Below are 11,052 nucleotides of genomic sequence, written 5' to 3'. Positions count from 1 at the left end.
CCAGGGAGGAGCATGGGACTCATGGCAGACCGATTCATCGAAGTCTCCCTCGCCAAGCGGGGAGTTCAGTGCACGGCGAGGCTGCTCGACGACCGGGCGCCGGTGACCTGCGCGGCGGTGTGGGAGGCGCTTCCGCTCGGCTCGGACGTCTATCACGCGAAATACGCCCGCAATGAGATCTACGCCCTTTTCCCGGCCTTCGCGGACCGCGAGCCGCCCCTGGAGAACCCGACCGTCACCCCCATCCCGGGAGACCTCTGCTATTTCTCCTTCTCCGGTACGGAGTTGGGGACGCAGGCGTACGGCTACGAACCGGAGGCCGACGTCAGGGCGGGCACCACCGTCGTCGACCTCGCCCTCTTCTACGAACGGAACAACCTGCTCCTGAACGGCGACGTCGGCTGGGTGCCCGGCATCGTCTGGGGCCGGATCGTCGACGGCCTCGACCGGATGGCCGAGGCCTGCAACGACCTGTGGCGCGCGGGGGCGCAGGGCGAGACGCTGAACTTCAAGCGCGTCTAATTCAGGCGGGGCGGTGCGATGCCCCCGGCCCCCGCCTCGTACAGGGCATGCGCCGCGCGAAGCACCACCGAGTCCGCGTGGCGCCCGCCCACGATCTGCACCCCGATGGGCAGCCCATCCCCATCGGCCCCGCAGGGAACCGTCGCCGCGGGCTGCTGCGTGAGATTGAAGGGGTACGTGAACGGCGTCCACCCCGACCACCGCCGATGGCCGGACCCCTTCGGTACCTCGGCGCCCGCCTCGAACGCGGTGATCGGCAGCGTCGGGGTGACCAGCAGGTCGTACGTCGAGTGGAAGCGGCCCATACGGCGCCCGAGGTCCATGCGTACGTCGACCGCCGAGAGGTAGTCGAGGGCGCTGTACCGCGCGCCCTGCCGGCACACCTCCCGCAGCCCTGGGTCGAGCAGCTCGCGCTGGGCCGGTGACATGTGCTGCACGACGCGCGCCGCCCCGCTGAACCACAGGGTGTGGAAGGCCTCCACCGGCTCCGAGAAGTCGGGGTCGGCCTCCTCGACGTACGCCCCCTGCGCGGCGAGGGACTCCACCGCGCGCCGCACGGCCGCCGCGACGGCGGGCCGCACCGCGACCTGCCCGCCAAGCGAGGGGGAGTAGGCGACGCGCAGCCCGCGCACGCCCCCGTCGAGGCCCGAGCGGAAACTGCCGGCCACCGGCCCCAGCTGCGACCAGTCCCGGGCGTCCGGGCCGGTGATCACCTCCATCATCAGCGCCGCGTCCGCCGCGTCGCGCGTCATCGGCCCCACATGGGCCAGCGTCCCGAAGGGGCTCGCGGGGTACAGCGGCACCCGGCCGTACGTCGGCTTCAGCGCGAAGATCCCGCAGAACGCCGCCGGGATCCGCACCGAGCCGCCGCCGTCCGTGCCCAGCGACAGCGGCCCCGCGCCGGCCGCCACGGCCACCGCGCTGCCCCCGCTGGAGCCGCCCGAGGTGCGGGAGGTGTCGTACGGATTGCGGGTGATACCGCTCTGCGGGCTGTCCGTGACGCCCTTCCAGCCGAACTCCGGTGTCGTCGTGCGGCCGATGAACACCGCGCCGTGCTCCCGAAGCCGCGCCACCGAAGGAGCGTCCTCGTCCCACGCGCCCTCCGGACTGATGGTCCGGGAGCCGCGCAGGGTCGGGCCGCCACGCAGCAGCAGCATGTCCTTCACCGACACCGGCACGCCGTCCACCAGGCCCTGCGGCTCGCCCCGCCGCCACCGGTCGGCGCTCGCCCCGGCCTGCTCCAGGGCGGTCTCCGCCTCCATCCGTACGAAGGCGTTCACCGCGGGCTGCATCTCCTCGGCCCGCCGCAGCACCGCACGGGCCGCGTCCACCGGGCTGAATTCGCCCTTGCGGTAGCCGTCGACGAGTTGTACGGCGGTGAGATCCGTGAGCTCGGACATCCAGCCTCCTAGTCGTGATCAGTGCCCCGGGACATACCCACGTTCCTTGTCGACCACGTTCCTCAGCGGGCGGCCCGCCTCCCAAGCCGCGTACAACTCCATGAACTGGGCGCCCAGTTCATCGCGCCAGCCGACCGTGTCGCCGCTCATGTGCGGGGAGACGAGCAGTCCCGGAGCCGTCCACAGGGGGCTGTCCGCGGGCAGCGGCTCGTGCTCGAAGACGTCGAGGGCCGCGCCCGCGATCCACCGCTTCGTCAGGGCGGCCACCAGGTCGTCCTCGACGACGAGGGGCCCGCGCCCGATGTTGATGAAGTGCGCGGAAGGCTGCATGACGCCGAAGCGCCGCGTGTCGAACATGCCGCGCGTGCCGTCGGTGAGCGGCGCCGCGCACACCACCCAGTCGGCGCGTGCCAGCAGCCGGTCGAGTTCCTCCGCGCCGTGCACGCCGGGGCGCGGCGCGCGCCCCACCAGGGCGGTGATGATCCCGAGCCCGTCCAGGGTCCGCGTGACGGCCCGCCCGATCGGCCCAGAACCGACCACGCACGCGCGCGTGCCCGCGACCCGCCGGGTCTCGCGGTGGCGCCAGGAGCGTTCGTGCTGGAGCCGAAGGGTGCGCGGCAGGTCCTTGGCCAGGGCGAGGACGAGCGCGGCGACGTACTCCGCGATCGGCTGGTCGAAGACGCCGCGCGCGTTCGTCACCACCGTGTCGGACGCGACGAGTTCGGGGCACAACAGATGGTCGACGCCCGCGCTCGCGGTGTGCACCCAGCGCGGCCGTGGCCCCTCTCCCGGCCAGGCGCGGCGCACCGCGTCCGAGGTGAAGTCCCACACCAACAGCACGTCGGCGAGCGGCAGTCGGCCGGCCAGCGAGGCCGCGTCCGCGTGCAGGATCCGGGCGCGGCCGGTCAGGCCGCCGAGGCGCGGCGGCGGGGTCGGCGGCTCGGCGTCCAGGATGAGAACGGTTGTTCCGGGCGCCGGTCCGTGCGTCGACCCGGACGTCGAGGGGAAACCGTTTCGCAATGAGGTTCCGCTTCTCTGAAGTCGTACGGCTCAGTCGTCTGAGATGTGCGGATTGACCACGCTCGCACCCGAACCTACCTTCGTCAACAGAGGCATTGCCACATCGGCACTGCGTCAACCGAGTACTCTCCGTGCTCTCACCCGCACGGTGAGTCCGCGCGGTCCGCCCGCGTGGCCTTCCCCGTCCCGACGTCCCGGCGCGTCGCCGGCTTCGCTCGTCCCCGGCCCCCGGCCGGTCCCTGATCACCACGCACGAACTTGGGGCCTGCTCATGGACGTCTCCTTTCTCGGCGGACCACCCCCACTGCCCGAAAGGCGTGGGCTCTACCCCCATCCACAGCGCGGCGTAGGTGTCGTCGCCCCTTTCGACTTCGCCCTCGACCGGGAACTCTGGCGCTGGGTCCCGGACGAGGTATCCCTCCATCTGACCCGCACGCCGTACGTGCCCGTCGAGGTCAGCCTGGACCTGGCGCGCCTGGTCAGCGAGCACGAGACGCTCGCCGAAGCGGTGCGCGCGCTGACCGTCGCCGAGCCCGAAGTGCTCGCGTACGCCTGTACGTCGGGCAGCTTCGTCGGCGGCATCGCGGGCGAACGCGCGATGTGCGAGGCCATGACGCGCGAGGGCGCGGTCGCCTCCGTGACCACGTCGGGCGCGCTCCTCGAAGCCCTGGACGAACTCGGCGCCACGCGCATCGCGCTCATCACGCCCTACACCTGGTCGGTGACGCAGGCCCTGGAGGAGTATCTGGCCGAGGCGGGCGTCTCGGTCACCGCCCGCGCCTACCTCGGCCTGACCCGGCACATCTGGAGGGTCCCCTACCGGGACGTGACCGACATGGCGCGCCGCGCGGTCCAGGGCAGGGTGGACGCCCTCTTCATCAGCTGTACGAACCTCTCCACGTACGACGTGATCCCGCAACTGGAAGCGGAACTGCGCATGCCGGTGATCTCGGCGAACCAGGTGACGATGTGGTCGGCCCTGCGTCGGCTGGGTACGCGTGCGGTAGGGCCTTATCAGGCACTGATCGACCCGGGGGCGCGGCCGGGCGCGAGCCCGCTGAACCCGCCGCCCCCACAGGGCCTGCCCGAAGGACCACCCGCAGAAGGAGGAGGCTGGACGTGACGGCACTCGGATTTCTCTACCCGGGGCACTCGGCCGAGGACGACTACCCCCGCATGGAGCAGATGCTCGGCAGCGACGTCCGGCTGCAGGTCGTCCACACGGACATCGGCGAGGACGCGCACCGGGTCGACGCGCTCCTGGAGATGGGCTCGGCCGCGCGGCTCGCCGCCGGCGTCGAGGAGCTGCGGCTCTCCGGCGCGGAGGCGGTGGTCTGGGCGTGCACCAGCGGCAGCTTCGTCCTCGGCTGGCAGGGCGCGCACGACCAGGTCCGCGACCTCGCCCGCACGGCGGGTCTGCCCGCCTCGTCGACCTCCTTCGCGTTCGCGCACGCCCTGCGCGAGGTGGACGCGGTCCGCGTCGCGATCGCGGCGACGTATCCGCAGGACGTGGCCGCGCACTTCGCGGAGTTCCTGGAGGTGGCGGGCGCGGAGGTCGCCTCGGTGCGGGGGAGCGGCGTCATCACGGCGGCGGAGGTCGGCACCTGGGGCCGCGACGAGGTCTTCGCGCTGGCCCGCGCAGGCGACCACCCGGACGCCCAGGCGCTGCTCCTGCCGGACACGGCGCTGCACACGGCGGCGTACGTCCGCGACCTGGAGGCGGCCCTCGGCAAGCCGGTCCTGACGGCCAACCAGGTCACGGTCTGGGAGGCCCTGCGGCTCGCCGAGCGCCGGGTGAACGCCCCGGGGCTGGGCTCCCTGTTCACGAAGGAGCCGCTGGTCCAGGTCAAGGACTGAGGGACAGGCCCTCAGGGGCTGAGGATCAGTCTGACCACCGTTAACGTCTGGACCGACCCGGAGACGTAGTACAGGACGATGGCGCCGTTGACCGTCGCCTCCCTGCGGTCGGGGTCGTCCCGTACGGGCGTCGATCCGTGGCCGTACGGGTCGCGGCCCACGGTGCGCGCGAGGGCGGCGCGGAACGCGTCGGCGTCGCCCATCTTGGCGAGGGTGTCGTCGGCGGGCGGCGCGTAGGTGACGCGGTGGCCCCGGCGGTGGCGAGCGCTCACGACGTGCCCCGCCGTTCCGCCTCGTCGGAGGCCAGCCGCGCGAGGCGCGCCTCGGCGTCCGGGTCGGGCACGGCCTCCAGCATCCAGTGCCGCATCACGGCGTGGATCTCGTCGACCCCGGCTCCGTTGATGGCCCGGTCGAAATCCGCCCGCCGCTCCTCGGGCAGGGCCGCGCGGATGTCCGGGATGGTGTTGGGCACCTCGACCTCGACTCCGTCGACGAGGGTCTTCAGGGGATCTGCCATGGTCGGCACGGTAGCCGCGTCCCCGGGCGTACGTGCGGGGAACAAACGCGTACGTGCGGGGAATAAACGGAGTGTGCCTCCTGTTGGCTCTCCCGTACCCACGTGACGTACGTACGCAGTGCAGGAGGCACCCCCAGTGACAGTGGACCCGACCGGCGACGGCAACCGCGACGACGGCATCCGCGGCGAGCGGCACGGGACCGCGCCCGTCCCCCTCTCCGTGCTCGACCTCGTCACGGTCGGCGCCGGGCGCACCGCCACCGACGCGCTGCGCACCAGCGTCGAGATCGCCAAGCTCGCCGAGGCCCGCGGCTACCACCGCTACTGGGTGGCCGAGCACCACTCCATGCCGGGCGTCGCCTCCTCGTCCCCGGCGGTGATCCTCGCCCACCTCGCCGCCCACACCGGCCGCATCCGGCTGGGCTCGGGCGGCGTCATGCTGCCCAACCACGCCCCGCTCGTCATCGCCGAGCAGTTCGGCACCCTGGAGGCGATGGCCCCCGGCCGCGTCGACCTGGGCCTCGGCCGCGCACCCGGCACGGACGGCGCGACCGCCGCTGCCCTGCGCCGCACCGACCGGCCGGGCGAAGGCGCCGACGACTTCCCGCAGCAGCTCGTCGAGCTGACGCGCTTCCTGGACGACGACTTCCCGGACGGCCACCCCTACGGCCGCATCCACGCCGTCCCCGGCCCCATCCAGGCGACCTCGCCCGGCGGCGTCCAGTCCCGGCACCGCCCGCCACTGTGGCTGCTCGGCTCCTCCGGGTTCAGCGCCCGCCTCGCCGGCGTCCTCGGTCTGCCGTTCGCCTTCGCGCACCACTTCTCCGCACAGAACACCATCCCGGCCCTGGACCTCTACCGCGAGTCGTTCAAGCCCTCCGCGGTCCTCGACGCCCCCTACGCCCTCATCGGCGTCTCGGCGCTCGCGACCGACGACGAGAACGAGGCGCGCCGCCAGGTCATGGCCGCGGCCCTGAACATGGTCCGCCTGCGCACGGGCCGCCCCGGCCTGGTCCCCACGCCGGAGGAGGCGGAGGCGTACGCGTTCAGCGAGATGGAGCGGGAGTTCATCGACAGCTGGAACGCCAACGTCATCCACGGCACCCCGGATCAGGTCCGCACCGGCCTCGACGACCTCGCGAAGCGCACCGGTGCGGATGAGCTGATGATCACGGGCAACGCGCATGGTGGTGACATCCGCCTGCGCTCGTACGAACTCATCGCCGACGCGTACGGGTTGCCCCGGGCTTAGCCGGCCCTGGGGGTGGCGCCCCTGGCGGGGCCATGGCTCAGGCCCCCGCCCCGCGCAGTAGTACGGAGATACGATCCGCCGGGACCGCCCGGGAGTACAGCCACCCCTGGCCGGTATCGCAGCCGATACGCCGCAGCCGCGCGGCCTGCGCCGCCGTCTCCACGCACTCCGCGGTCACCGTGATCCCCAGCCGGTGGGCCAGCTGCACCAGCGCCTCGACGATGACCTCGTCGGCGGGGTTGAGGTGCTCCTCGCCCTCCTCGTACTGGAATCCCCGTACGAAGGACCCGTCCAGCTTCAGGACGGACACCGGCAGCCGGCTCAGATACGCCAGGTTCGAGTAGCCCGTGCCGAAGTCGTCGATGGCGATCCGCACCCCCATGTCGCTGAGCGCCTGGAGCGCCTGAAGGGGCCGCCCCGCCGAGCCCATGACGGCCGACTCGGTCAGCTCCAGCTGCAGCAGCCGGGCCGGGAGCCCCGTCTCGGCGAGGATCTCCGCCACGTCCGCGACCAGGTCGGAGTCCCACACCTGCCGCACCGCCACGTTCACGCTCACGAACACCGGTTCCCGCTCCGGGTGCGCCAGCTGCCAGCGACGCGCCTGCCGGCAGGCGGTGCGCAGCACCCAGCGGCCGAGCTGCACGATCGATCCGTCCTCCTCCGCCAGTCCGATGAACCGATTCGGCGTCAGCAGTCCGAACTGCGGATGCCGCCAGCGCACCAGCGCCTCGACGCCCTGCACGCCCTCGTCGTCGAGGCCCACCAAGGGCTGGTAGTCCAGGATGAATTCGCCGCGCTCCACGGCGGGCCGCAGCGAGCTGGAGAGCGCCTGGCGGGTCATGCGGTGGGCGTTGCGCTCGGGGTCGAAGAGCGTCCAGCGGGCCTTGCCGTCCGTCTTCGCCCAGTACAGCGTGGTGTCGGCGGCCTGCATGAGCCCCGTCGTGGTGGTGCCCGCGGCACGCCGCTCCACCACGCCGATGGAGGCGGAGACGGAGAGCCGCTGGCCGGCCAGGTCGAACGGCTCCTGGAGAGCCCGCAGCGCCGCCTCGGCGAGGTCCGTCAGCTGGTCCGTCCCGGTCGAGTCCTCCACGAGCAGCGCGAACTCGTCACCTCCCAGGCGTGCCACCAGCGGCGCCGTCACCGTGCCGTATCCGGCCCGGTCGGCGCAGCGCGTGAGCCGTTCCGCGACGGCGGCGAGCAGCCGGTCGCCGACCCGGTGGCCGAGGGTGTCGTTGACCGCCTTGAACCCGTCGAGGTCCAGATAGCAGAGGCCGACCCGGCCGGTGCTCGTCTCGTCGTAGGCACCCGCTTCGAGCGCGGAGGAGAGGCGCTCGAAGAAGAGGTTCCGGTTGGGCAGCCGGGTCACCGGGTCGTGCATCTGTACGTGGCGCAGCCGGGCCTGCAGCTCGCGGCGCGCGCTGATGTCGGCGACGGAGAGCAGGACGGTCCTGCCCGCGCCCCGCTCGGCCGACTCCGACTCCGACTCCGGCATCGGCATCGGCATCGGCGAGACCGTGATCCGCACCCACAGCGAGTGCCCGTCGGGGTGTTTCAGACGCCGCGTGCAGCGCAGCTTGGCCTGCCGGCCGCGGAGCACCTCGCGGTAGGCGTGCCAGGTCCGGGCGTCGGAGGCCAGGTCGACCAGATCGGCGGCGATGCCTCCACGGAGCGCCTCCGGGCTCGCCCCGAGGAGAGCGGCGAGGGCGTCATTGGCACTGACGACCAGTCCCTCACCGTCGACGACGGCCAGAGGAAGCGGGGCATGCCTGAACGCGCCGCGATAGTCGACGCTCCCCGAACCACGAGACCCCGCCTCCGGATCACGGGGCCCCGGCTCCCGATCACGAGGCCCTGGCTCGGTGGCGCCAGCCCTCCGCTCCGGATGATGAGGCCCTGGCTCGGTGGCGCGAGGCCCCGGCTCCGCGGCGCGGGGTCCCCGCTCCATGGCGCGAGCCCCCCGCTCCGCATGACGACGCTCTCGCTCAGAGGCGCGGCGTTCGCGCTCCGGATCACGACGCTCCCGCTCCGGATCGCCACGCTCTGTGACGACCGGGCGGGCTCGGCCGGGTTTTGTGGCCGCCATGGAGGGGGGCCCTTGGGACGTTCGGTTCACCGCTTGCTCCCGCAGTCAGTCGTTCTCGAACAGGTCTCGTCGGGCGGCGGGCAGGTGGCGGACGGCGGTGTGGGGCCGGGCCCGCGCAGGAAAGTGTGCCGATCATAGAGGTCCGCCAGATGCCGTATCCAGCCATGGCGCCGCACCGGGCGGGACCCGCCCCCGATGACAGATCGTTTCTGCTCGGCGCTGCACTGGTTCCTTCACGCCTCGATCGCTTGTGACGTTCCGTGAGCGGTCGGGGTGTCGCCCGCCGGTCCCGCGCTCACCCGGAAGGCCCAGGCAAACAGGGCGGAGTCTCGCAAAACGTCACAAGGTGGGTGGGGTGTCCCGCATTCCGCTCCCGGAGGTCGACGTGCCGCGTCAGCTCCCCCCTTGGGGACTCACCCGTGGAGGGAGGAACCCCAGGCCATGGAGGGACCCCCGGGTGCGCAGCACCACGGCGCTGCTCACCTCGCTGACCGCCCTGGCCGCCACCTCGCTCGTCGCGGGCCCCGCCGTCGCCGAGTCCACCGCGGGACCCTGCGCCCTGCGCCGCACCGCCGCGCACCACTCGGAGGGACTCGACACCTGGAACACCGCCTATCCGCGCCCGGCCAGGACCCTGGACGCGGCCATGATCTTCCTCTCCTTCCCGGACTCCCCGCCCCTGGCCACCCCGGACGAACTGGCCGCCGACCACTTCCCCGACACCAGCCGCTTCTTCGAACAGGCCTCCTACGGAAAGTTCCGCCTGAGCCCGCATCCGCGGCGCGAGTGGGTCCAGATGCCGAGGGCCTCGGTGGCGTACGCGATAAAGCGTGACTGGAACGCCCAGCGCCGCGCCGCCTATCTGCGCGACGCGCTCGCCGCCGCCGATCCGCACGTGGACTTCTCCCGGTACGACGTCGTCTACTTCGTCGCCGACCCGGACGCGCCCGGCGTCGACTCGGACGCCACGAAGGTCGTGAACTTCGACCGGCCGATGCGGGCCGACGGCACGGACATCCGGCGCATCGTCACGGTCTTCGAGCGGCACCCGCCGGACCGCAACGTCCTCGCCCACGAGACGGGCCACGTCTTCGACCTGCCCGACCTCTACCACCGGCCGACCGACGGCAACGGCGACTGGGACACCCACGTCGGGGACTGGGACGTCATGGGCAGCCAGTTCGGTCTCGCCCCCGACCTCTTCGGCTGGCACAAGTGGAAGCTCGGCTGGCTGGAGCCCCGCCAGGTGCACTGCGTGGCGGCGGGCGCCGAGCGGCTCACCCTGGAGCCGCTGTCGGCGCCCGCCGTGCGGGGGGCCGTCGGCGGCACCAGGCTGGCGGTGGTCCGCACGGGCCGGGACACGGCGATCGCCCTGGAGGCGCGGGGCGCGCTGGGCAACGACCACGCGACCTGCACGGAGGGCGTCCTCGTCTACGAGGTGCGCAACGGGACGGCGTCGGGCGGCGGCCCCATCGAGGTCGTCGACGCCCATCCGGAGTCGGAGTCCTGCTGGGGCGACTCGGTGTATCCGCAGCTGGCGGACGCTCCGGTGCGGGCGGGCGAGAGCTTCACGGTGCCCGGCGAGAACGTACGCGTCGAGGTGGAGACGCGCACGGCGTCGGGGGCGTGGACGGTGAAGGTGGCGGTGGGCTGAGCGCGCCGACGGGCATGCGAAAAGCCCCTCGCTCGCACGAGGGGCTTCTCACTGTCTGTGCGCCGCCAGGGACTCGAACCCCGGACCCGCTGATTAAGAGTCAGCTGCTCTAACCAACTGAGCTAGCGGCGCCTGCTGACGTCGTAGACCTTAGCACCCTGATCGCCGCCAGGAAAAATCGATATCCCCTCGGCCGGACCGGACCGTCCGAGGCCCTCAGCCGTGCCTCTCGGCGCTCCCGCGCAGCAGATCCCTGCCGAACTCCACCATCTTCTTCGCGTAGTCCTCCGTCCACTCCGCGCGCTCCGCGATCAGCGCGGGCGTCAGCCGGTCGAAGCGGCGCGGGTCGGCGAGCTGGGCGGCCGCCATGGCCTGGAACTCGACGGACCGGTCCGTCGCGGCGCGGAACGCGTGCGTCAGCTCCGTCGCGCGGTCCAGCAGCTCGCGCGGGTCCTCGATCGACTCCAGGTCGAAGAAGTGCTCGGGGTCGGCCGCGGCCTCCGCCGGCTCGAAGAGCAGGGGCGCGGGGCGCATGCGCTGCTCGGTCCGGGGCCGCTCGGGCTCCGCCATGGTGGTTCCTCCTCGTACGGTGCGCGCCGTCCGTGCGGCGTCCGGCCGTCTTCCATTGTCCCTTGCCGCACAAGGGGGCGGCCGGTCCACCCTTACGTGGTCCGCCTCCCAGCCGTCCGGGGCTGTGACCATTGGCCGCCTCCGGCGGGTCGGGCGGCGCCGCGTTGATCGTCCGTC

11 protein-coding genes and 1 tRNA gene are annotated in these 11,052 nt (G+C 72.6%); 5 read left to right on the top strand and 7 right to left on the bottom strand.

The window, feature by feature from the left end:
- Positions 1–21 precede the first annotated feature (21 nt).
- A complete protein-coding gene (locus tag ACWDZ7_RS08500; RefSeq protein WP_451795907.1) occupies positions 22–522 on the top strand; it encodes a DUF3830 family protein in 501 nt (166 codons plus the stop codon).
- Here the strand turns inward: ACWDZ7_RS08500 and ACWDZ7_RS08495 are convergent.
- Entirely contained in the window at positions 519–1,922 is a 1,404-nt protein-coding gene (locus ACWDZ7_RS08495) for an amidase (protein ID WP_451795906.1), read from the bottom strand. The genes ACWDZ7_RS08500 and ACWDZ7_RS08495 overlap by 4 nt on opposite strands.
- A gap of 18 nt (positions 1,923–1,940) precedes the next feature.
- Complete coding sequence (locus tag ACWDZ7_RS08490; protein ID WP_451795905.1) at positions 1,941–2,942, bottom strand: D-2-hydroxyacid dehydrogenase; 1,002 nt, start codon at positions 2,940–2,942, stop codon at positions 1,941–1,943.
- A 271-nt stretch (positions 2,943–3,213) separates the two neighbouring features.
- Here ACWDZ7_RS08490 and ACWDZ7_RS08485 point away from each other — a divergent pair, with 271 nt between their 5' ends.
- Together ACWDZ7_RS08485 and ACWDZ7_RS08480 are read left to right on the top strand one after the other, a co-directional pair.
- Positions 3,214–4,065: a maleate cis-trans isomerase family protein gene (locus tag ACWDZ7_RS08485; RefSeq protein ID WP_451795904.1), complete on the top strand. Its 852-nt coding sequence runs from the start codon at positions 3,214–3,216 to the stop codon at positions 4,063–4,065.
- A complete protein-coding gene (locus ACWDZ7_RS08480) occupies positions 4,062–4,799 on the top strand; it encodes a maleate cis-trans isomerase family protein (RefSeq protein WP_451795903.1) in 738 nt (245 codons plus the stop codon). Before ACWDZ7_RS08485 ends, ACWDZ7_RS08480 begins: the two co-directional genes overlap by 4 nt.
- 11 nt (positions 4,800–4,810) lie before the next feature.
- Here the strand turns inward: ACWDZ7_RS08480 and ACWDZ7_RS08475 are convergent, their stop codons facing one another.
- Positions 4,811–5,002, bottom strand: a complete 192-nt coding sequence (locus ACWDZ7_RS08475) for a hypothetical protein (protein WP_451795932.1) — start codon at positions 5,000–5,002, stop codon at positions 4,811–4,813.
- A gap of 65 nt (positions 5,003–5,067) precedes the next feature.
- Positions 5,068–5,316, bottom strand: a complete 249-nt coding sequence (locus ACWDZ7_RS08470) for a hypothetical protein (RefSeq protein WP_451515655.1) — start codon at positions 5,314–5,316, stop codon at positions 5,068–5,070.
- A 136-nt stretch (positions 5,317–5,452) separates the two neighbouring features.
- Here ACWDZ7_RS08470 and ACWDZ7_RS08465 point away from each other — a divergent pair, with 136 nt between their 5' ends.
- Positions 5,453–6,568 (top strand): LLM class flavin-dependent oxidoreductase, encoded by a 1,116-nt coding sequence (locus tag ACWDZ7_RS08465; protein ID WP_451795902.1) that lies wholly within the window; start codon positions 5,453–5,455, stop codon positions 6,566–6,568.
- Positions 6,569–6,605: 37 nt separating this feature from the next.
- Here ACWDZ7_RS08465 and ACWDZ7_RS08460 read toward each other — a convergent pair whose 3' ends face one another.
- On the bottom strand, positions 6,606–8,513 hold the full coding sequence (locus ACWDZ7_RS08460; protein WP_451795901.1) for a putative bifunctional diguanylate cyclase/phosphodiesterase: 1,908 nt from the start codon (positions 8,511–8,513) through the stop codon (positions 6,606–6,608).
- A 493-nt stretch (positions 8,514–9,006) separates the two neighbouring features.
- Between ACWDZ7_RS08460 and ACWDZ7_RS08455 the strand changes: the two genes are divergently transcribed.
- Positions 9,007–10,305 carry a M6 family metalloprotease domain-containing protein gene (locus tag ACWDZ7_RS08455; RefSeq protein WP_451795900.1) on the top strand — a complete coding sequence of 433 codons (1,299 nt, stop codon included), beginning with the start codon at positions 9,007–9,009 and terminating at the stop codon, positions 10,303–10,305.
- Positions 10,306–10,363: 58 nt separating this feature from the next.
- On the opposite strand, the gene ACWDZ7_RS08450 is transcribed toward ACWDZ7_RS08455, so the two are convergent.
- Positions 10,364–10,437, bottom strand: a tRNA-Lys gene (locus ACWDZ7_RS08450).
- 84 nt (positions 10,438–10,521) lie between these two features.
- Positions 10,522–10,875, bottom strand: a complete 354-nt coding sequence (locus tag ACWDZ7_RS08445) for a hypothetical protein (RefSeq protein WP_451795899.1) — start codon at positions 10,873–10,875, stop codon at positions 10,522–10,524.
- Positions 10,876–11,052: the final 177 nt, after the last annotated feature.

The sequence above is a fragment of the Streptomyces sp. NPDC003032 genome (genome assembly GCF_053591415.1).
This window is presented reverse-complemented; position numbering and strand designations above follow the sequence as displayed.

What these genes read in the sequence shown, in the direction of transcription:
- ACWDZ7_RS08500 (WP_451795907.1), top strand. Translation starts at nt 22, where the DNA reads ATGGCAGACCGATTCATCGAAGTCTCCCTCGCCAAGCGGGGAGTTCAG.
- ACWDZ7_RS08495 (WP_451795906.1), bottom strand. Translation starts at nt 1,922, where the DNA reads ATGTCCGAGCTCACGGATCTCACCGCCGTACAACTCGTCGACGGCTAC.
- ACWDZ7_RS08485 (WP_451795904.1), top strand. Translation starts at nt 3,214, where the DNA reads ATGGACGTCTCCTTTCTCGGCGGACCACCCCCACTGCCCGAAAGGCGT.
- ACWDZ7_RS08475 (WP_451795932.1), bottom strand. Translation starts at nt 5,002, where the DNA reads ATGGGCGACGCCGACGCGTTCCGCGCCGCCCTCGCGCGCACCGTGGGC.
- ACWDZ7_RS08470 (WP_451515655.1), bottom strand. Translation starts at nt 5,316, where the DNA reads ATGGCAGATCCCCTGAAGACCCTCGTCGACGGAGTCGAGGTCGAGGTG.
- ACWDZ7_RS08460 (WP_451795901.1), bottom strand. Translation starts at nt 8,513, where the DNA reads ATGGAGCGGGGACCCCGCGCCGCGGAGCCGGGGCCTCGCGCCACCGAG.
- ACWDZ7_RS08445 (WP_451795899.1), bottom strand. Translation starts at nt 10,875, where the DNA reads ATGGCGGAGCCCGAGCGGCCCCGGACCGAGCAGCGCATGCGCCCCGCG.